19 protein-coding genes and 1 pseudogene are annotated in these 22058 nt (G+C 40.4%); 3 read left to right on the plus strand and 17 right to left on the minus strand.

What is annotated here, in order from left to right:
* Positions 1-193: 193 nt before the first annotated feature.
* From H1R16_RS03250 to H1R16_RS03290, 9 genes are all read right to left on the minus strand, one after another.
* Positions 194-409, minus strand: a complete 216-nt coding sequence (locus H1R16_RS03250) for a hypothetical protein (RefSeq protein ID WP_181885678.1) — start codon at positions 407-409, stop codon at positions 194-196.
* 453 nt (positions 410-862) lie between these two features.
* Positions 863-1288, minus strand: a complete 426-nt coding sequence (locus tag H1R16_RS03255) for a hypothetical protein (protein WP_181885677.1) — start codon at positions 1286-1288, stop codon at positions 863-865.
* Positions 1289-1632: 344 nt separating this feature from the next.
* Positions 1633-2181: a hypothetical protein gene (locus H1R16_RS03260; RefSeq protein ID WP_181885676.1), complete on the minus strand. Its 549-nt coding sequence runs from the start codon at positions 2179-2181 to the stop codon at positions 1633-1635.
* 331 nt (positions 2182-2512) lie between these two features.
* Positions 2513-2956: a hypothetical protein gene (locus H1R16_RS03265; RefSeq protein ID WP_181885675.1), complete on the minus strand. Its 444-nt coding sequence runs from the start codon at positions 2954-2956 to the stop codon at positions 2513-2515.
* Positions 2957-3406: 450 nt separating this feature from the next.
* The gene (locus H1R16_RS12210) at positions 3407-3889 is read right to left on the minus strand and encodes a hypothetical protein (RefSeq protein ID WP_228451386.1); all 483 of its coding nucleotides are present in this window, start codon (positions 3887-3889) and stop codon (positions 3407-3409) included.
* 132 nt (positions 3890-4021) lie between these two features.
* Complete coding sequence (locus tag H1R16_RS03275; RefSeq protein ID WP_182035783.1) at positions 4022-4531, minus strand: hypothetical protein; 510 nt, start codon at positions 4529-4531, stop codon at positions 4022-4024.
* Positions 4456-4734: a DUF3784 domain-containing protein gene (locus H1R16_RS12395; protein ID WP_182035785.1), complete on the minus strand. Its 279-nt coding sequence runs from the start codon at positions 4732-4734 to the stop codon at positions 4456-4458. Before H1R16_RS12395 ends, H1R16_RS03275 begins: the two co-directional genes overlap by 76 nt.
* A 332-nt stretch (positions 4735-5066) precedes the next feature.
* The gene (locus H1R16_RS03285; RefSeq protein ID WP_181888005.1) at positions 5067-6197 is read right to left on the minus strand and encodes a hypothetical protein; all 1131 of its coding nucleotides are present in this window, start codon (positions 6195-6197) and stop codon (positions 5067-5069) included.
* Between the two features lie 133 nt (positions 6198-6330).
* A complete protein-coding gene (locus H1R16_RS03290) occupies positions 6331-6951 on the minus strand; it encodes a hypothetical protein (protein WP_181888006.1) in 621 nt (206 codons plus the stop codon).
* 310 nt (positions 6952-7261) lie between these two features.
* Between H1R16_RS03290 and H1R16_RS12220 the strand changes: the two are divergent.
* A pseudogene (locus H1R16_RS12220) lies at positions 7262-8862 on the plus strand (IS1182 family transposase).
* Between the two features lie 90 nt (positions 8863-8952).
* Here H1R16_RS12220 and H1R16_RS03300 read toward each other — a convergent pair.
* The 4 genes from H1R16_RS03300 to typA form a co-directional block, all read right to left on the minus strand.
* Complete coding sequence (locus H1R16_RS03300) at positions 8953-9453, minus strand: endoribonuclease (protein ID WP_181887393.1); 501 nt, start codon at positions 9451-9453, stop codon at positions 8953-8955.
* A 3-nt stretch (positions 9454-9456) separates the two neighbouring features.
* The gene (locus tag H1R16_RS03305; RefSeq protein ID WP_181887394.1) at positions 9457-10560 is read right to left on the minus strand and encodes a DUF262 domain-containing protein; all 1104 of its coding nucleotides are present in this window, start codon (positions 10558-10560) and stop codon (positions 9457-9459) included.
* Positions 10561-10909: 349 nt separating this feature from the next.
* A complete protein-coding gene (locus tag H1R16_RS03310) occupies positions 10910-11821 on the minus strand; it encodes a hypothetical protein (RefSeq protein ID WP_181887395.1) in 912 nt (303 codons plus the stop codon).
* 796 nt (positions 11822-12617) lie between these two features.
* Positions 12618-14423 carry a translational GTPase TypA gene (typA, locus tag H1R16_RS03315; protein WP_181887396.1) on the minus strand — a complete coding sequence of 602 codons (1806 nt, stop codon included), beginning with the start codon at positions 14421-14423 and terminating at the stop codon, positions 12618-12620.
* A 232-nt stretch (positions 14424-14655) separates the two neighbouring features.
* On the opposite strand from typA, the gene H1R16_RS03320 reads away from it, so the two are divergent.
* Positions 14656-15798 carry a methionine aminotransferase gene (locus H1R16_RS03320; RefSeq protein ID WP_181887397.1) on the plus strand — a complete coding sequence of 381 codons (1143 nt, stop codon included), beginning with the start codon at positions 14656-14658 and terminating at the stop codon, positions 15796-15798.
* Between the two features lie 33 nt (positions 15799-15831).
* Here the strand turns inward: H1R16_RS03320 and lat are convergent, their stop codons facing one another.
* Both lat and amaB read right to left on the minus strand, forming a co-directional pair.
* Entirely contained in the window at positions 15832-17169 is a 1338-nt protein-coding gene (lat, locus tag H1R16_RS03325) for an L-lysine 6-transaminase (protein ID WP_181887398.1), read from the minus strand.
* A gap of 71 nt (positions 17170-17240) precedes the next feature.
* Entirely contained in the window at positions 17241-18791 is a 1551-nt protein-coding gene (gene amaB / locus H1R16_RS03330; protein WP_181887399.1) for an L-piperidine-6-carboxylate dehydrogenase, read from the minus strand.
* 287 nt (positions 18792-19078) lie between these two features.
* Between amaB and H1R16_RS03335 the strand changes: the two genes are divergently transcribed.
* A complete protein-coding gene (locus H1R16_RS03335) occupies positions 19079-19945 on the plus strand; it encodes a sigma-70 family RNA polymerase sigma factor (protein ID WP_158064467.1) in 867 nt (288 codons plus the stop codon).
* Positions 19946-19989: 44 nt separating this feature from the next.
* Here H1R16_RS03335 and H1R16_RS03340 read toward each other — a convergent pair whose 3' ends face one another.
* Positions 19990-20577, minus strand: coding sequence for a Crp/Fnr family transcriptional regulator (locus H1R16_RS03340; protein ID WP_181887400.1), 588 nt, complete (start codon positions 20575-20577; stop codon positions 19990-19992).
* Positions 20578-20604: 27 nt separating this feature from the next.
* The gene (locus H1R16_RS03345; RefSeq protein ID WP_187350460.1) at positions 20605-22020 is read right to left on the minus strand and encodes an efflux transporter outer membrane subunit; all 1416 of its coding nucleotides are present in this window, start codon (positions 22018-22020) and stop codon (positions 20605-20607) included.
* Positions 22021-22058: the final 38 nt, after the last annotated feature.

Consider the following 22058-nt stretch of genomic DNA (forward strand, 5'->3'; position numbering starts at 1 on the left):
TGACACAAAAGCAGTCCTTCTAAAAACTGCTTTGTATATCTAAATTCTTAAAACGAAAACTCTATAGACTGCTGAAATCCCGCTGAAAAGCTACCGAAGGTGAGCCTGTCCAGAGCGCAGAGAAGGATCTAACGGGCTTTCATTGCTGGCTTTTCAAGCCCAACGAAAGCTTAGTTATTAGCTGTAGTGCTTTTTAAAATATTTTCTTCAAAAAACTACCGATAATTTCTAATGAGCTTATTAGCATATTTTCGCTCCCGTAATTTCTAAGTGCTTTGATTTCATCTTTTTTATCAGCTGCTTTTTTGCGTTTGATTTTTCGACCTAATTTTAGACCGTCAAAAATTGTCCAACTAATTAGAAGTATGGAAGAAAGAATAATTAAAATTATTTGTACATTTTCATTCATAAATAAGTTCAAGTATTTTGAGTTTTTAATGCTAACACATCGTTAGGAACGTTTTAAAATTTTTAATTCATTCCTAATTTTTTCAGAGAATAATAAAATTTCAATTACATGTTACTTGACGAGATTTTTGTTGCATTACAGCTAACGAAGCGCGGATTGGCGAAGTTTCCTCTAAAAGCTTGCTTTCCTGAGGGAATTTTGCCAATCCGCAGATGTGTTGAAGGTTTTTGCGACAGCGAAAACGCTTTGACACAGCTGCGGATGTAATCCGCGCTTCGATGTGCAAAAGTTGGAGCGGAGCGGAAACTTTTGCACATCGGCCGGGTATTTCTGTTGGCGGGGATTATTATAACTGGTTTTTGTAAATATAACAAAAAGAACAACTAGCAAAAACCTTGATGATATAAACTTCAACCCCGCTAATAGAAATAGCATGTTAGCCGTCGTTTTATATCAGTATAATTTTGTAATTCTATAACCGATAATTTTAATTATCCCGTTTTCTTTAATCATTGAAAAAGTTTCTTGCGTTGGTTCCTTTTCTCTTCTTACATCGTAGGTCAGAAGATATTCGCTTTTAGGATTGCTGCCTTTAACTATTAACGTTTCCCAATTTTTAAGATTATATTCAGTAATTTTTCCAAAATCATTTTCAGAACTTGAAATCATTTCATTCAATTTATCTCTGTTTGTTACTGCAAAAAATTTTTCACTGAAAAGGTTTAGAGCGTCATTTTTGTTTCCATAAGTTTGGGAATAATAAAATTTGTGTGTGATTTTTTCAGCATCAATTTTATCATTTTCACGATTTTGATAAGTACTATTAAAATTACAACTTGATAAAATAAAAAGCGTCAAAAGAGTAATTAATGTTTTCATGTATTTCTATTTAGGAACGTGCTTTTTTTTAAATGACGGCTAACGAAGCGCGGATTGGCGAAGTTTCCTCTGAAAGCTTGCTTTCCTGAGGGAATTTTGCCAATCCGCAGATGTGTTGAAGATTTTTGCGACAGCGAAAACGCTTTGACACAGCTGCGGATGTAATCCGCGCTTCGATGTGCAAAAGTTGGAGCGGAGCGGAAACTTTTGCACATCGGTTGGGTATTTCTGCAGGCGGGCTAAAAATACGAAAACCTTCTACTTTCTAAAAATTGAATTAATCGCGATAATCTTCGATGAAAACTTCATACCCGCTTGTAGAAATACCGTGTTACCAGCAGTTTTTATGTTATCCACAAGGGTTCTTCGCCAATTATTTTCCAGACTTCATTTTGCTTTTTCAACAAATATGCTCTGCCCGAACTAAATCCATATTCATAATATCCAACTTCAATATACGCGAAATTATCCTCAAAATATATTGGATTGGAAAAGGATAAAAATATTTTTTCTTTAGAACTCTTATTCCAGATTTTAATATTCGGATTTATTGATTTATCAAGAACTATTTTCTTTAACGGATAATTATTTTGGCTTAATAATTTTAAAGAATCATTTTTTGTATAATTTTTCTTAAAGTCTAGTAAACGCAAAATACTAGTTGTTTTGCCAGGTGGAGGTGGGGGAATTCTTTGTTCTATTTCATCTTTAGTAGGAATGTAAATTACAAGTTGCTTTAGTGAATCTTTAATGAAGATGTTAGAATCGTTAAAAGGTTTAGCGTCTAATGTTACTGCTTTTACTATTTGGTTTAATTCGCTATTTTCTTCTTTTGCCGAATTTTTACAACCGTTCAAGAATATTAATAATAAAGATGAAATTATATATTTCATACCGGTCTTTGTAAAATTGCTGGTAACGAAGCGCGGATTGGCGAAGTTTCGTCTGAAAGCTTGCTTTCCTGAGGGAATTTTGCCAATCCGCAGATGTGTTGAAGGTTTTTGCGACAGCGAAAACGCTTTGACACAGCTGCGGATGTAATCCGCGCTTCGATGTGCAAAAGTTGGAGCGGAGCGGAAACTTTTGCACATCGGTTGGGTATTTCTGTTGGCGGGGATTTTTATAACAGGTCTTTGTAAATATATCAAAAAACAATTAGCAAAACTCTTCAAAATGTAAACTTCAACCCCGCTAATAGAAATGCCTTGTTATCTGCAGGCGTTTCTATTTATCACCCCAATCCATAAAGTTTTTTAAATAAATTGGACTGTGAATTTTGTCGTATCCAGTTTTCCTCCAAAAGATAAAAGTAATTTTCATTGGCTTGATTTCGGGATTTTTGTTTACAAATTTATATCTGACAAATTTTCTTTTTGTTCCGAAAATAATAGTGTCCTGTATTTTAACTTCATTAAGGGGTGTTATTTGAGATTTGATTTTTGGATAGTTTTTTTTCAACTGGTAAAATTGCATTGACATCATACCATAATATTCACTTCCGTAAGTAAATAGTTCAACGGATTCGTTGAAGTGGTTGTGATCAAGACATTCCCAATATTCAGCAACAGTTTTTCTAATCTGTCTTTCAGGAGAGTATAAAACAAAAAAATAAAAGAGTACTGCTAAAAATAAAGCAATTGACGAGGTAAGAAGATATTTATTTTTCAAAATCTCAATGTTGGCGGTTTGTTATGGCTTGCAGATAACGAAGCGCGGATTGGCGAAGTTTCCTCTGAAAGCTTGCTTTCCTGAGGGAATTTTGCCAATCCGCAGATGTGTTGAAGGTTTTTGCGACAGCGAAAACGCTTTGACACAGCTGCGGATGTAATCCGCGCTTCGATGTGCAAAAGTTGGAGCGGAGCGGAAACTTTTGCACATCGTTTTGGTGTTTGCTTAGTGGCGGATAAATCCGCAGGATTTGTCCGCTGGGAATAAAGATAGTAAAAAGCGCAACACTAAGGTCGACTTTGTCGACCGCCATTAAGCAAACATTTTGTTGCCGGCTGGCCATTTCGTCCACTGTGACGTAATGGTCAGTCCATATTTGTATTTCCCTTCGTTATTGTCGCGGAGATAAGTCTGTGTCGATGTACACAAAATTGTCTGCGTAGTTGTTAATTATGTTTGTTCAATTGTTTCTCTTGTCTTGGAATAGTTTCGAATGACTTTGAAAGTTGTCCACGTAGACATAATCATCATGGCATAAATAATTATATATTTCTTATTGAAAAAACTCTCTGTAAATAGGTCTGTCGTTGAAAGAATTAATAAACTATTTCCCACAAACCACATTGTCACGATAATCAAAAGGTTTCTCTTTGTCGGATGAGTCACCCAATTTCTCTTTTGTTCATTTTGCTTGTCAATAGTGTCCGTTTTCATTATTAAATCATTTTTGTTTCTGTCCTGTCCCGATGGCTTGCCGGCAACGAAGCGCGGATTGGCGAAGTTTCCTCTGAAAGCTTGCTTTCCTGAGGGAATTTTGCCAATCCGCAGATGTGTTGAAGGTTTTTGCGACAGCGAAAACGCTTTGACACAGCTGCGGATGTAATCCGCGCTTCGATGTGCAAAAGTTGGAGCGGAGCGGAAACTTTTGCACATCGTTTGACAATATGGCCAGTAAGGGTTTGCGGGCGATTTCCAGTCAAGTTACACGAAAAGTTGAAGCGGGCTACAAACCTTCGCATACCTCTGAAACCCTTATTGGCTATATTGTATGTTGGCCACAGTTATTTATTTGTCTATCATTGTTTTAATCTTGTTGAATGTCTTTTCTGTTTCAATTTTATCTTTGAAATTGATGATAATTTTGTCCCCATTATTTTTGGTCATTATCAAATATGGAAATAAATCAGAATGAATTAACAATCTACTTTTGCCAAATTTATCAAGCTTGAAAAACCCTTTTTTGATATTACCGAAACTAAATCCATTAGTCCGCATTTTAATTGTCGGTAATTCATTAGAAAGCTCAACATTATCAATTTCGCCAATACTTATATCAAATCCGTACATTCCTGAAAATCGAATCGTATCATTATCGTAAATTGTCTTTGAAGGGATAAATCCATAAGTTATTACCCCAATCACGAATAAAAATACCAATCCAAGAATAAAATATGTCAGTTTAGATTTCTTAGTCTTGTTTTTGTCAAATTTCTGAGCATTTATAACCAAATTGTTACCCCGACTAAAGTCACTATCAAAATCATTGAATTGGCAATCATTGTAAAACCAATCCATTTGAATAAATAATATCCGATTATAATTGACAATCCTATAATGATTAATCCATTGCGCATAAAAGTCGATAAACCTTCAATGTCAACATTTTTCTTTTTGTCTTTGGGCATAGTGTTATATCCCGCAATCAATTCGGGTGCGGATTTAACTAAAAATCCAATCCCAATCATGAATAATCCAACTATCAAATTAAGTATATCCATTGTCTGTCAGTTTTTTATAATTGTGGCCAACGAAGCGCGGATTGGCGAAGTTTCCTCTGAAAGCTTGCTTTCCTGAGGGAATTTTGCCAATCCGCAGATGTGTTGAAGGTTTTTGCGACAGCGAAAACGCTTTGACACAGCTGCGGATGTAATCCGCGCTTCGATGTGCAAAAGTTTCCGCTCCGCTCCAACTTTTGCACATCGTTTTGGCGCTTGGCGCAGTGGCGGATTTCGGAGCACAAAACTGTCAATACACCACAAAAGTTGATGCGAGGTAGAATGTTCACGGCACCCGCCATTGAGCCAAACGCCTGTTATGCACTGGGCTTTTTTCAGCCCTTGTCATTTCTACGGTTTTCATAGAAGTTGTCGGTGTAAGAATAGTGAATGTTTTGACCTGCAATTCCGTCATTAAGTTCTCTTATTTTTTGCTTTATATGTTCTTCGGTTTTTGTCTCGAAATCGAAGTCATTAAGAATAATCAATTTGTTATATTGTTCTTTCAGCCACTTAAATTTTTCAAAAACTTCCGGTTTCTCAAAACTTGAGTCAAGTCCGTTTATAATAACTTTACGCACTTTGCTTAGTGATTCAGTTAATAATTCAGGTGTCATTTCAGTCCAAATTTCTATTACTTGATAGTATATTAATTGGTGAAAACCAACACAACCGTCATCGTACCTGTCTAAATATTGGTGATACGGATAGCTATTTCTTTTTGTTTCTATAGGGTAGTTTAATTCATTCAGTAACTTGTCCGAAAGAACAATTCTTGGATATTTGGCACTTCGAGTCTCAAGCATAAATGCGTCAATTAATCCTTGACCGAAAACAGTACCATTGTCTACGTGAATAATATTTCCAATTGTCAGTCCGCCACGAAATAGAATTCCTTTTTCTAAAAGCACAGTTCCGATATATGCTAGGTTAACTATTAACGTTGATGCCATTTCATTGACATTATCGTCAACCTTAACAGAAACAACAATACTGTCGGAAAATGTAGTTGTATTTGTTTTTCCACGTAGGTCAAAATTATTCACACCTTTATATTGTGCGCTTTCTTCAATTTCAACGAACTTCAAGTCCCATTTTTCTGTCTTTTCCCAATCCTTTAAGTATTCAAGAACCGAATAGATTAATTCAATTTTTGAAGTGTCGGTCTCGGATTGCTTTACAATGTCTTTAAAACCGAGTATGTCGATAAAAGCAATTAGTCTGCGTTCGTATTTCAATTCTTTTTTTGTCAAGCTTTCTATATTTGTTTGAGGTTTCTTAGCCTTGTGCATAACGAAGCGCGGATTGGCGAAGTTTCCTCTGGAAGCTTGCTTTCCTGAGGGAATTTTGCCAATCCGCAGATGTGTTGAAGGTTTTTGCGACAGCGAAAACGCTTTGACACAGCTGCGGATGTAATCCGCGCTTCGATGTGCAAAAGTTGGAGCGGAGCGGAAACTTTTGCACATCGTTTTGCAGCTACAAGAAGTTGGCGATTTCGGAGACGAAAACTGTCTGCCACCACTGCACTTGATACGAAGCACAAAGCTTCATTTAAGCACAGAACCGCCAATTTCTTGTAGGTGCTGTTAGCGGTTCGTGCTATTTTTCGTTTGGTTTCCATCTGTCTATATACCATGCTTCTAAATAGTTGTTGTGGCGAATAATTTTATGTGTCAACGGTGGCGTAGAATATGTTTGCTCTAAAGTCAAAGGAATAATTGCATAGTCAAACTGCCAAAGTTTTTCTTTGTTGATATTACGAAATCCGTCAAAGTCCTGTCCGTCCTGTGCCTCATCTGTGAAGTAAATTCCTGTCTGCTTAAATTCTTTGTGCATTTCCAAAGTCAGGGCTTTAACAAAGTCGTAGGTCGTTTTGTGATAGTTACCAGTTTCAAAACTCCGCAACTTTTCCGCTTCAATTAAAAGGTCGCACGCAATCCAATTGTCTGTATTTGTTTTGTCTATCACTGGAGTGTAAACCATTACAAGCGGTCTAACTAAAATGTCAGAGAACTTTGTTTTGAAATGTCCGAGTTGAGTAATTGAAGAGTAAACAAAACCGTCATCTTCAACTTTCCATACAAATTCGTCAAACGCTTGCTTGACTTCATCATTCCATAAGTCAAGCCGTTGCAAAACAGATTTGAACCTATCGAGTATCAACTGATAGTCCGCACCGTTTAGCTTTTCATATGTCTGTATGTTACTTAATTCAGGCATTGTTTGGTTTGTTCATTTCTCGCACTATTGTTCGGTTTTCACTGTCGTCAAAGCATGACCGCTAACGTTTCGGGGCTTTGCGATGGTGGGGCAATCGAAGCACAAATCTTCAATTTTGCACAAAAGTTGAACCGAAGAACTGCCGTTGAACTTTGCAGTTTCGCCCCACTATTGCAAAACCCTTGTGCCTGTTGCACAACTTCAATCAAATATACTTAAAAAGGGTGGACTGCAGCTTAAACCGCATTTATATTGTTATAAATAGTTGAAAAACAGTTGTATATGCAGAATATTTTTTCTAATTTTAATTATGCAGGGAAAGAAAAAATTCACACCGAAGATCTTCTATCAGCTGAGTCTGGACGCCTTGGTGCCGGAAGATAATTTCTACAGGAAAATCCAGTCTGAACTCGGTTTGGATTTTCTCTACAAAGCCACCAGAAACTATTACGGGAAAGAAGGTCAGGCCAGCATTGATCCCGTGGTTTTCTTTAAGATCCTGCTGGTAGGCTATCTCAACAACATCAACAGCGACCGGGCTTTACTGCGGTATTGCAGCAACAGCCTGGATGTGCGCCTCTTTCTGGGGTATGACCTGGACGAGGAACTTCCCTGGCATTCCACGCTGAGCCGTACACGGCAGCTTTTTGGTGAGGAACTTTTTCTGGAACTCTTCAGGAAAGTCCTTTCGCTTTGTGTGGAGAAAGGAATGGTCCGGGGCAAACGGCAGGCCGTGGACTCGGCCTTCATCAAAGCCAATGCAAGTATGGACTCTTTGGTGGAAAAAGAAGTTCTGGAGGATGCTTCGGCGTTCGTGGATGAGCTGGAAGAAAACAGCGCATTTAAAACCACATCCACCCAAAGAAACTGGTGGAGCAGCACCACGCCTGGAAAGAAGAAGCCTACAAAGGCATGCCCGGCAACAATAGAAGCGAAAGAAAAGACGAGGACGGCAATACCATCCGCCCCAAATACCTGAGCAACCACACCCATTACAGCCCAACCGATCCCGATGCGAAAATCTCGGTAAAACCCGGTAAAGCACGCCAGTTAAATTATTCCGGACAGCTGGCTGTGGACGATGCGCATCATGTAATTACCGGCGCCTGCGCGAGTACTTCGGGCAGCAAAGACAGCGTGATCTTCCCGGAGATTATGAACCAGACGCTTGAAAATCTTTCCCTTAACCAAATGCAGACCGAAGAAGTCCTAGCCGATGCCGGCTACAGCAGCGGCGAGTCTTTAAAGTACTGCAAAGAAAGAGGCATCAATGCCTACATCCCAAACTTCGGGCAATACAAGCCCGAGCGGGAAGGGTTTGAATTTGTAAAAGGAGAAAGTGAAGAAGAAGATTATTACCACTGCACCCAAAAAGGCGGAAACCATGCCGTTTTGCCCTTCAAAAGAATCCTGACCGACAGCAAGGGTTACCGAAAGAAGAGTTACCGCAGCAGCGAGCGCGCCTGTAGTGACTGCCCGCTGAGAGCGGAGTGTTGCGGCAAGGTCACGAAGTTCAAGAAGATAGAAGACAGCATCCACAAACCCCTGTACGATGAAACGCACGAAAAACTGCGGCGCGATCCCAATTACACACGTTTCCTTACCAAGCGGCGGAGTTCGCGCGTAGAGCCGGTGCTGGGAACCCTCATCAACCATCACAACATGAAACGGATTAATTCCCGCGGCATGAGTCAAGCCAACAAACACGTCCTGATGGCTGCGCTGACCTACAACCTGAAAAAATACCTGAAGTTTATTACCCGCAAAATTCACCGCAACATTCAAATCATGAACCTTCCAAAAGGGAAGTTTGGGTTTGGCGGTACCTCCTCGCCACGGCTTCACCTGTTCAAATTTAAGCCACCGGAAAATCCGAAAACTTTTACCGCTGAAAACAAAAACCTCCTTTAAATCGCTTTAAAAGAGGTTGTTTTTTATTGAACTGTCCGACCGTGACGCTTAAATCTTAGGTTGCGCAACGGTTACCGATGTTGGCAGTAGTTATTTTTTTCTAAGTTCTTGGTCAATTTTTTCAAGTATTGGTTTTATTCTATTAAAGTCTCCAATTGTTCTTGAAGGCGCATTAAAATTTCTTGTTACACCTTTCAAATAAGTATGTGCCGCTAAATTTCTACTATCTTTAATATTCCCAAGATGTCCTTTCAATGCTGTTATTTGCCCAGTTTTTTCAAGTTCCTTTTCTAATTTTTCAACTTCTATAAGTCCAATTAAACTAATTAACATTGGACGAATGTTTCTTTTGTATTCAAAACCATAATTAGGTTTAACTATTGACTCTTTACAATATGTTTTATTGTCCGTTTCTTTTAAATGTCTTTTAGAATGTCGTAGAACAATATCGTCAACTGTTTCTTCTATCCAACCACAAAGTTCGATGAGTGCTAATTTTGAAAAATAAATTGCTTTTTTTTGACTAGAAGAAGTATTGTATAATTTATCTAACTCCTTTAAGGTGTTATCTATGTAAGAAACTGCAATCATAAATTATCCAAATATTTCAATAGATTTATTAAAACGGGTTATGACTTTATCTTTTTGAGCTAAGCCTTCTTTTAAACTATTGACAGAGAACAATTCATTTTCTCTTAAAGATGTATATCTCTCTTTTAATTTATCAGATGTTTCACTCTCAAGGTTTTCAAGGTTTTTAGCAACACCAACAAATAACGCCTCTGTTGTGGCTTTGCTAAGTGTTGGTAACGGTTTTGAGCCTAAAATTTTTGTATAAATCAAATCTATTGTTCGTTGAAAAAGTTCTCTGAATTTTTCAATGTTTTCTGGTGATGTTTTACGATATGAATCCATAAAATCATTGAGAAATTTTGAAAGTTGTCCTTTATACTTTTCAAGATTGTATGTGAAAGAAAGAAATCTCAAAACGAGTTCTTCATTAGCAAAACGGTCTTTCTTTTCACTATCAACACTGAATAATTTTAAGTAGTTTTCATATTCAACAGCTTCTTTTAAGAACGCATTAAATGTTCCGTTGTATATACAATTTCTAATTTCTTGATTTGTCAGTTTTGCTCCACCAGTATTAAGGCGATGAAAAATCGTAAAAAGATATTCCATATGACTTTTCTTTGAGTAATTACAACGAAGCACTGTTATTGGGATAACTGTGTTTTCTACCTTGTTGAACAAGTCAGGATATTTACTTTTTATGGTAAGATTGCTTTTTCCGGAAATTCTGTCGTCAATGTCTTCCAATTTTGCAAGTTTCCATTCTTTGGTTGGTTCTGTGTCAAGAAATTTAACTGTGCTTGCAATTCGTTGAAGTCCGTCTATAACAAATCGTTCTTGTGTTTTGTAATCAAGACTAATACACAAACTCGGTATAGGAAGCTGCTTCACAAGTGAATCAATTAGCCTTGTTTGCATAGTGGGAGACCAAATGATTTCGCGTTGAAAGTCTGGTTGAATGTCTAATTGACCTTCTTTGTGCATACGCAACAAGTCGGCACAAGAACGCAATTCATTAAACGCAACAATATCGTCTGGTGGTACTTCATTATTGTCGTCCGTGTCTAATTGCTCAGATTCTAACTTTTCAAGTTGTTCGTCTAATTCTAAAAGTTTATTTGCCATATTTCGTCTTGATGTTTTGTCGTTTTATAATTACTGCCAACGAAGCGCGGATTGGCGAAGTTTCCTCTGGAAGCTTGCTTTCCTGAGGGAATTTTGCCAATCCGCAGATGTGTTGAAGGTTTTTGCGACAGCGAAAACGCTTTGACACAGCTGCGGATGTAATCCGCGCTTCGATGTGCAAAAGTTGGAGCGGAGCGGAAACTTTTGCACATCGGTTGGGTATTTCTGTTGGCGGGGACTTTTTATAACAAGTCTTGGTAAATATAAAAAATTGAACAATTAGCAAAAATCTTGATGATAGAAACTTCCGCCCCGCTAATAGAAATGCCTTGTTATCTGATGTACCTGGCTAAAGGCATTTATATCCAGATTTAACTTTTCTATAATAATCTTTTAATGGTTCAAAACCAATCTTTACTCTTTCCGCTTCAGCATTTTTGCAATCGCAAATATTAGCATTTAAATAAGTTCCATATAAAAAACAAGTTTCAATATAGTTTTTATTTTTGACGAAGTTTTCGGCGACCTTACTAAGGTTATTTCCAATTGTATAATCTATAACTCTTGCATACTGATATGGATACATTTCTCCGTTCAGCACCGCTTCAAGCATATAACTTTGAAGTTGTTCAGTCTGTTCTCTATCAAAATGTAGAGAGATTAACACAATGTTATCAGTTACATCATATTTCCCTTTTGGGCTAATTTCTCCAATCATAGAGAAGCCCGGCCATTTATTATCATTTAATCTAATAATTTCTTTGAGTTTTTGAAAATTTTGGAGATCTATAATTTTCATTTTTTTATTGGTTCCAAAAATAGGATTTCTTACTTTTTGATCATTTTTAATCATTTCCTCAATTTCTTTTCTTAAGGTAATATTTAGGGTCTGCAAATGTTTTTCATGTAAACTCATATATCTGTTTTTTAGAACTTTCCAATACACAGATTTCTTAAAAGAGGATAATTTGGGCGTAATCCTACTAAGAGTTAATCCATTCTGAATTCCTATGCTTAAATAGCGAAAAGTTTTTTCATCTTCATTTAGCCTTTCGGAATTAATCGCAGCAAAAAGATAGTCTTCTTTAAAAGGCTTTTTAACCAACTGAAATGCCTTTTGATACAGAATGTCTGCCTTCTCAAAATTTCTGTCCAAACTTGATATCTCCGCATCATTTATTATTCGATAATATTGTAAATATTCTTGTCCTTTATATTTATTAATAATTAAGAAAAGTAAAAAACCTAATATTATTTTCATATTTGCGCTTTGAATTGTATAGCAGATAACGAAGCGCGGATTGGCGAAGTTTCCTCTGAAAGCTTGCTTTCCTGAGGGAATTTTGCCAATCCGCAGATGTGTTGAAGGTTTTTGCGACAGCGAAAACGCTTTGACACAGCTGCGGATGTAATCCGCGCTTCGATGTGCAAAAGTTGGAGCGGAGCGGAAACTTTTGCACATCACGTAAATATATGTATATTATCTGATGCAATGCACCCCTTATACAAAAAACTTATGCAGTCCAAATAACTTCCTGAATATTAAAGCCTTATGCCTATATTCGAAGTGCGCATTTTATATTGTTCAAATAGAATTTCCACATTTATTTGCAAATATTAACATACCCAAAATGCGCATAGGGTATTTGGACTTTTCAGAAAAAGATATCGCTTTACAGCGCAAGTCATTCGCTGTAGTATTATAAAGCCTCGGGACATCCGGTAAGTTTTTCAGCTAAATAAAATCGCTAAGTTTTCTAATACCTTTCTTTAAAACTTACTGTTCAGCAAACCTGTGCCTGATGACAGGCCGGTTAGCAATCATAAGCGTATTTGTGAACATTGTGCTTTATTACAATTCATGCGTATTCTGAATAATTGAAGTACTACTTCAAAACACAAAATTGCTTACAGAAACACTCCAAAAAACCACTTCGTTTTTCTCAGGAAGACACGTCACGAAGACATTCATGCTGCTGTTAAATAACAGGTCTCGCTGCTAAACAACAAAAAAATGCCCCGGTAAACCGGGGCACAAATGATATATACGGAAGGAATTATCCTTTCGCGTTTCTTTCAATTCTCTTTCTTTCTTCTTCAGAAAGGACTTTCTTACGCATACGGATGAAGTTTGGAGTTACCTCAATGGCCTCATCAGCCTGGATGTATTCCATACATTCTTCCAGTGAGAACAGGGTTTTTGGAGCGATGTTTCCGTCTTTATCCTTTCCTGAAGCACGCATGTTGTTAAGCTGCTTGGCTTCTACAATGTTTACAACAAGGTCGCCCGGCTTGTTTTGCTCGCCGATAATCATACCGCCGTAGATTTCCTCACCCGGATCAACAAAGAATTTACCTCTGTCCTGCAGTTTTGCAATGGAATATTCGGTAGCCGGACCCTGAGTCTTGCTAACCAATACGCCTACAAGCCTTCCTGGAATAGCACCTTTATAAGGCTTATATTCTGTAAAACGGTGCGCCATAATAGCTTCACCGGCTGTAGCCGTAAGCATCTGCGATCTCAGACCGATCAATCCTCTGGAAGGAATCTCGATTTCCAGGTGCTGCATCTCCCCTTTGGTTTCCATAATATGAAGATCCCCTTTTCTTTGCGTCGCAAGGTCGATCACACGTGAAGCGTACTCTTCCGGAACGTCTACTACCAAAGATTCATAAGGCTCACATTTCACACCGTCAATTTCCTTAAGGATCACCTGAGGCTGACCGATGGTCATTTCATAACCCTCTCTTCTCATCGTTTCGATAAGAACGGAAAGGTGAAGGATACCACGTCCGAATACCAGGAATGTGTTGGCATCTTCAGTTAATTCCACACGAAGTGCCAGGTTTTTCTCCAGCTCCTTCATCAGCCTTTCTTTAAGGTGATTGGAAGTTACATACTTTCCGTCTTTCCCGAAGAACGGTGAGTTGTTGATGGAGAATGTCATGTTAAGGGTAGGCTCATCAATCGCTGTACGTGGCAACGGATCCGGATTCTCAAGGTCTACAAATGAATCACTGATCTGGAATTTGTCAAATCCAACAATTGCACAGATATCACCTGCTTTCACTTCCTGAACTTTCTTCTTGCCCAGACCTTCGAAAACATAAAGTTCCTTTACTTTTCCTTTGATGATGGTACCGTCTTCCTGCGCCAGACCTATCCATTCGGATTCCTTTACAGAACCCTGAGTGATCTTACCAATGGCAATCCTACCAAGGAATGAAGAGAAATCCAGGGAAGTGATCTGCATTCTAAGGGGGCCTTCTTTAGCTTCCGGTGCCGGAACATATTGCAGGATTCCGTCTAGAAGCGGGAAAATATTGTCGGTTTGCTCCAGGGAAGTGTTGAACCATCCCTGCTTGGAAGAACCGTAGAAAGTTGGGAAATCCAGCTGCTCCTCTGTGGCGTCCAGGTTGAAGAACAGGTCGAACACCTGGTCATGAACCTCGTCCGGACGGCAGTTTGGTTTATCTACTTTATTGATTACTACAACCGGTCTAAGACCCAGTTCCAGTGCTTTCTGTAATACGAAACGCGTCTGTGGCATTGGTCCTTCAAAGGCATCTACCAAAAGCAAAACACCGTCGGCCATTTTCAGGACTCTTTCTACCTCACCACCAAAGTCGGCGTGACCAGGGGTATCAATTACGTTAATTTTGGTGTCTTTATAAGCCACCGATATGTTTTTGGATAAAATGGTAATACCACGCTCTCTTTCAAGATCGTTATTATCCATAATTAAATCGCCTGATTCCTGATTTTCCCTGAAAATGCTGGTTGCGTGAATAATTTTGTCAACCAAAGTGGTCTTACCGTGGTCAACGTGCGCAATGATTGCGATATTTCTAATGTTTTGCATAAATATTTTTTGACGGTGCAAAAGTAGTTTTTTTATTTGAGAGTGGAAAGTATATGGTTAAAAGATTTAAAGTGAGTTAATACATTGATAATGAAATGATTTCAGGAGAAAGAAAAATGAACGGACAATGTGAAACAGGGCTCTTTGCTCTTAAAACAGAAGTATTGATTCTCTAACAAATATCGGGAAAGATTAGGTAAAAAAAAATGTACATTTGGTAAAAACAAGTTATATGACAATTGAGCGGAAGCACAGTGGTAAAGACATCAGCATATTTTCGGAAATGACGGCCCTGGCGCAGCAATACGGCGCCGTAAACCTGTCGCAGGGCTTCCCGGACTTTGAAATCGACCCAAAACTTAAAGAACTACTGGGTAAGGCAACTTCGGATAATCATAATCAGTATGCACCGCTTACCGGCGTTCCGCTTCTTACGGAAAATCTGGTGACTTTTAATGCGCGCAGAAAGAAACCTCTGGACCTACATTCTTCCGAAATCATCATCACACCCGGTGCCACCTATGGTATTTACTGTGCGCTGGCAACAATACTGAAACCCGGCGACGATGTGATTGTTCTGGAACCCAGCTATGACAGTTATGTGCCGGCCATAGAGGTTAATGGAGGTAAACCGGTGTTTGTTAGCCTGGATAAAGATTTCAGACCTGACTTTGAAATGATAAAAAATGCGGTTACGCTGCAAACCCGGGCGATCATTATAAATTCGCCGCACAATCCCTCAGGAAATATCTGGACAGAAAAGGATTGGGAAGCATTGTGGCAAATTGTAAAGGATACGGAGATCATCGTAATTTCGGATGAAGTTTACGACCTTCTGTGCTATGACGAAAATGTATTCACGAGCGTGATGCATCATCCGCATCTCCGCAACCGGAGTTATGCTGTGTTTTCATTTGGCAAAATGTTCCATGCAACAGGCTGGAAAGTTGGATATGTACTGGCAAGTGAAGAACTGAACTATGCCTTCCTCAGAGTGCACCAATATTTAAGTTTTTGTGTAAATGTTCCTGCTCAATACGCACTGGCCGGATATCTGGAAGTTTTTGACGCAGCTGCGAACAGCCGGATGATGCAGAATAAAAGGGATTATCTGATCTCAGCCTTCAGCGGTTTGCCTTTCACGATTACCGGGAAAGCAGAGGGTGGATATTTCCAGACCATGGAGTACCATAATCTGTCAGATTTGGGTGACAGAGATTTTGCTGTTTGGCTTACGAAGGAGAAAAAAGTGTGTACCGTGCCTGTTTCGGCGTTTTTTCATAACGGGCAGAATACCGGTAAGGTGAGATTCTGCTTTGCTAAAAAAGAGGAGACCATAGATAACGCCGCCGAATTCCTTAGAAACCTTTTATAAAAAAAGCCGGAAAAAAATTTCCGGCTTCGTATATTACGCTATTTGACTGATTACATCTTCAATTTTATCCAGCGCCAGCTGAATTTCCTCTTTGGTTACGTTCAGATGCGGGCGGAAACGAAGTGACTGGTCTCCGCAACCCAGAATAATCAGGTTCTGGCGGTACAGTTCGTCGCGTACTGCATCGCGCTGCGCACCATCCGTAAGGTCAACGGCACACATAAGCCCTCTGCCTCTGGCATTTGAAAGTTGCTGCGGATATTTTGCCACCAGATCCTGCAATCCTGTCAGCAGGTAATCACCTACTACCCTGGCGTTTTCACAAAGGTTTTCTTTTTCAATTACTTCCAGTACCAGCTTGAAACGCATCATATCGATGAAGTTTCCACCGAACGTAGAGTTAATACGGGAGCTTTCGCGGAATACATTGTCGGGAATCTCATCAAACTTCTCCTTATTGGCAAGAACCCCGCACACCTGCGCTTTCTTTCCAAAGGAAATAATATCCGGCTTAGATGTAAAATGCTGGAACGCCCACATCTTACCCGTGATTCCAATTCCGGTTTGCACTTCATCAAAAATCAAAAGTACCTCGTTTTCGTCACACAGTTTTCTTAAACCTGTAAAGAACTCATCGCGGAAATGGTTGTCGCCACCTTCTGCCTGAATGGGTTCGATGATGATGCAGGCTACCCTGTTTGGATTTGCCAAAATAGCTTCTTCAATATTCAAAAGCGCCAGGTGCTCATTCTTGATTGTTGTCTCCAGATTTTCCTCCGTTACCGGGAAAGTTAAATAAGGATTGATGATTCTGGGCCAGTCAAACTTCGGGAAGTACATATGTTTCCTTGGGTCTGAGGTATTGGTCAGACTGAGCGTATAACCGCTGCGTCCATGGAATGACTGACGGAAGTGGATACAGATATCACCTTCAACAGTCAGCTCTTTTTCAAAATTCTTACGCGTTTTCCAGTCGAAGCAGGCCTTCATGGCATTCTCTACCGCCAAAGTTCCTCCCTCAATAAAGAAACAGTACTGTAACTCCTGCGGAATGGCTACTCTTTCGAAAACCTCCATAAATTCCGCGTATTCTTCGGAATACACATCTGCAAGTGTTGGTTTGTTAATGGCCATCCTGCCCAGCCAGTCGGAATGCTGTACGAGATATGGGTGATTATAGCCGATAGATGCTGAGGCGAACATAGAAAACATATCCAGGAATTCCGTCCCGCTTCGTTTGTCGGCGATATAGGAACCATGAGATTTTTCAATATCCATAACGAAATCGAAGCCGTCGGCAAGGATGTGTCTGGCAAGTGTGTTTTTTACTTTATTGGTAGTCTCCGGTTGTTGAGCGATTGTGTTGTTCATTTTTTACTGATTGTTTTGATAGCTGCGATAGCTAAGTGAAATAATATTTTGTGATTTGATGGCTGCTTTTTTTAGATATCGAATTTAATACCCTGAGCCAGCGGCAAAGTCGTACTGTAATTGATGGTGTTGGTCTGCCTTCTCATATAATACTTCCAGACATCAGATCCCGATTCGCGTCCGCCGCCTGTTTCTTTTTCACCACCGAATGCACCACCGATCTCAGCACCGGAAGTACCGATGTTTACATTGGCAATACCGCAGTCTGATCCGGAATGCGAAAGGAAAAGTTCGGCTTCGCAAAGATTCTGTGTCATAATTGCTGAGCTAAGTCCCTGCGGAACATCATTCTGCATTTCAATAGCTTCGTCCAGATCATCATATTTCATGATATAAAGGATAGGTGCAAAGGTTTCGTGCTGTACGATTTCAAAACTGTTTTCAACCTCAGCAATACATGGCTTTACGTAGCAGCCGGACTCATAGTTACCGCCTTCCAGCACACCGCCTTCCACGATGAACTTTCCGCCTTCCTGCTTACACTTTTCAATAGATTCCATGTACTGTGAAACCGCATCGGTGTCAATAAGCGGTCCTACATGGTTATTTTCATCCAGTGGATTCCCGATTTTAAGCTGTCCGTAAGCCTTAACGAGACGGTTTTTAACCTCGTCATAAACCGAAGAATGAATGATCAGTCTTCTTGTAGAAGTACATCTCTGCCCGGCAGTTCCTACAGCTCCGAATACAGCTCCGATGATGGACATATCCAGATCCGCATGTTCGGAGATAATGATGGCATTGTTTCCGCCAAGTTCCAGGATGGATTTTCCGAAACGCTCAGCCACCTTGGTTCCTACCATTCGTCCGACACGGGTAGAGCCGGTAAAGGATACAAGCGCTGTTCTTTTATCAGCAACCAGTTTCTCACCGATCGTATGATCGCCAACGATCATTCCTGAAATCCCTTCAGGCATATCATTTTCTTTCAGAACCTCAGCAATGATGTTCTGGCAGGCTAAAGCGCAAAGGCCAACTTTCTCAGACGGTTTCCAAACAGTTACATTACCGCAGATCCAGCTAAGGGCTGTATTCCAGCTCCACACAGCTACCGGGAAGTTAAAGGCTGAGATCACCCCAACAACTCCAAGCGGATGATACTGTTCATACATACGGTGCAAAGGTCTTTCGGAGTGCATCGTAAAGCCATGCAGCTGACGGGAAAGACCTACCGCGAAGTCGCAGATATCAATCATTTCCTGAACCTCGCCTAAACCTTCCTGAAGGGATTTGCCCATTTCATAGGAAACGAGTTTGCCCAAATCGTCTTTTTTCTCTCTTAATTTATTACCGAACTGTCTTACAAGTTCTCCTCTTTTCGGTGCCGGCATTAACCGGAACTCCGGAAAAGCAGCTTTGGCGGCAGCCATTACAGTTTCATAATCTTCTACCGATCCGGATTTAATTTTGGCGATAAGCTGGCCATCCGTTGGCGAATAACTTTCAATGACATCTCCGTTTGCAAAGGTTTGCGTTCCTGTGGAAACGCCTATATTTTCACTTGAAATTCCTAAATTCTTCAGGGACTGCCCAATACCGTAGTCCTTATGTGTTTTACTCATATTATCTGTTTTCATATGCGCTTAAAGATACGCAGATTTGGTGGAACGGCAAAAAAATGCTTTACGCGATTTGGCGAAACAAGGGTCTACACCGCACATTTCAGACTTAATCTTTAGTTTATATTCAGTATCATAACCAATGGATTATGAATCACGTAAACCGGCAGGACACAGACAAATATTAATGAGACGAAATCAGCCCACAATTTTTTAAATATTTGTAACCTTTAAGGGCTGCATAACGTATATGTAATTAGAGCCCGACGTTAAACGGGTGTTTATTGTACATGAGACAGTTAAAAATTACCAAGCAGGTTACCAACAGGGAAACCGCGTCACTGGACAAGTATCTTCAGGAAATCGGAAAAGTAGAACTGATTACCGCCGACGAAGAGGTTGATTTAGCACAAAAGATCCGCGCCGGCGACCGTGCCGCACTGGAAAAACTTATTAAGGCCAACCTTCGTTTCGTGGTTTCCGTATCCAAGCAGTACCAAAACCAGGGACTCTCCCTTCCCGACCTTATCAATGAGGGAAACCTGGGATTGATGAAAGCCGCCAAAAGGTACGATGAAACCAGAGGTTTTAAATTTATTTCGTACGCAGTTTGGTGGATCAGACAGTCTATCCTTCAGGCACTGGCAGAGCAGTCCAGGATTGTGAGGCTTCCTCTAAACAAGATTGGTTCCATCAACAAAATCAACAAGGCTTACGCTCACCTGGAGCAGGAGAACGAAAGACCACCATCCCCGGAAGAACTGGCAGAAGTGCTGGATATGAGCGAAGAGGACATTAAGGAATCCATGAAAAACAGCGGAAGACACCTTTCTATGGATGCACCGCTTGTAGAAGGAGAAGATTCCAACCTTTATGATGTATTGAGATCCGGTGAATCGCCAAGTCCGGACAAAGACCTGATGCTGGAATCCCTGCAGATTGAGATTGAAAGAGCTTTACAGACGCTTACTCCAAGAGAGGCAGATCTTGTACGTCTTTATTTCGGTCTGAACGGAAAACATCCGATGACTTTGGAAGAAATCGGCGAAACTTTCGACCTTACAAGAGAGAGAGTCCGTCAGATAAAAGAAAAAGCGATCAAGAGACTTAAGCACAATACCAGAAGTAAGATCCTGAAATCTTATTTGGGTAAATAACCAAACCGATTACAACTTCAAAGGAACCTCAAAAGGTTCCTTTTTTATTTATCAGCACTCTTTTTCACCAAATCCTTCCTCACCCTGCTCAGACTTTCAGGTGTAATACCAAGGTAAGATGCCACCATCCATTGCGGTACGCGCTGCATAAGGTCCGGATACATCTTGATGAAATCCAGATAGCGCTCCTGCGCCGTATCAGAAAGCAAAGAGTTCACGCGGTTCTGAAGGTTACGGATGTGTTTCTGTAACAGAAGGTCATTATTCGCAATGGTGCCGGGGAACTGAAGGTTGAGGTTTTGAAAAAAATCAGGCGTCAGCAGCAGCACTTTCGAATTTTCAACAGCCTCAATATAATAATTGGACTTTTCATTGAAATAGAGTGAACTCCGGTCGGACATCAGCCACTTCTCCGGTGCGAACTGAATGATGTGTTCCTTACCGTTCTGATCTGTGGAAAACATCCGCAGCAAACCTTCCTCTACAAAATAAGTGGACCTGCAAACCTCACCCGCACTTAAGAGCAAATCCCCCTTTTGGAAATTACGCACCGTATAGTGCGATCCACACATGGAAACATCAGCTACCGGAATCTCCAGTACTTCCGAAAGATAATGTTCAATATTGTCCATGATGTAATTTTAACCAAATATAAGGAATTATCTCCATCCGCCGCCCAGTGCCTGATACAGTTCCACCGCCGACCTCAGCTTTGTATACTGTGCATTGGAAATGTTCAGTTCTGCATTAAGTGCATTCACACTGGAGTTCAGCACTTCCAGATAATTGGCCATTCCGTAATTTACAAGTTCCTGAGAATAATTAACCGAGTTGCGGTAAGCGGCAACTTCCTTTTGCTTCAGGGCGATAAACTGATCCTGGGTTTCATAGACTTTCAGTGCGTCCGAAACTTCCTTGCCGGCGTTCAGCAGCGATTTTCTGAAATTCAGATAGGCAATCTGTCTGTTGTAAAGACTGACCTCATAATTTGTCCGGATCTGCCTCTGGTTGAGGACAGGCTGCACCAGACTTCCAACTACTGTAGCAAAAATAGAGTTGATACTGAAAAATTTATCAAGTTCAATACTCTGCAACCCTGTGCTTCCAGATATCCGCAAACTCGGATAAAACTCTGCACGAGCAGCATCTGTAAGTTCGTAAGCCTGGATCAGGCGCGCTTCGGCCTGCATGACGTCTCCCCTGTTGGACAGCAGGCTGGCCGAGTACCCCAGAGGGAAACTGGCGGGCATTTGCTGTTGTCTGATGGAGGAGCGGGCAATACTTTGGGACGGCTCACCCATAAGAAGGCTTATCGTATTCTCGAGGATTGAAATCTGCACATCGATATCAAGCAGGAGTGCCTGGGCATTAAACACCAGCGCTTCACTTTGCTGAACAGCAACCTCTGTAAGGATTCCAGACTCCTTAAGAGCTCTGGTAGTTTCCAGGTTTTTATTTCGCAATGCTATCGTTTCGTTAATAATCCTCTTTTGCTCATCAAAAGTAAGCAACTGGTAGTATGCGGATGCGATAGCCGCCACCAAATCGGTCTTAACTTCGCGGTGTGCGGCAACATTTCCCAGATAAGCCGCCAGCTGTGCCTTTTGCTCGGCTTTAAGCCTTCCCCACAAATCCGCATCCCAGGAAACATCACCAGCCAGTCCTAATACGTTAATATAGCGCCTTGTTCCGCCGGCAATCTGTCCCATCTGAGTATTCAGGGACTGGGTTTGGAAGGTGTAGCTGGGCCCTACAGACAACGTAGGCTGATAAGCAGCCTTGCGCTGTTTCAGATAAGATTCGGCAATTGAAATATTTTGAAGAGCGATCCTGATGTCCAGGTTATTATCCAAACCTTTCTGTATGTGATTCTGAAGCAAAGGATCTGTAAAGATTTCCCGCCAGGACACGGTAGCAATACTGGAACTGTCGACAGCAATGCGGTCTGTACGGAAAACGTTCTCGTTCACACCCAGAACTTCCCTGTCATAAGGTTGTTTTGCAACGCATGAGGTCAGTACCAAAGCCGCTGAAAGGGATACTACTGTATATTTAATTTTTAAAATATTTGTCATCAGTTATAATTTAACTCTGTTAAGGCTAAAACCGTAAA

Source organism: Marnyiella aurantia (assembly GCF_014041915.1).
Classification (GTDB): Bacteria; Bacteroidota; Bacteroidia; order Flavobacteriales; family Weeksellaceae; genus Marnyiella; species Marnyiella aurantia.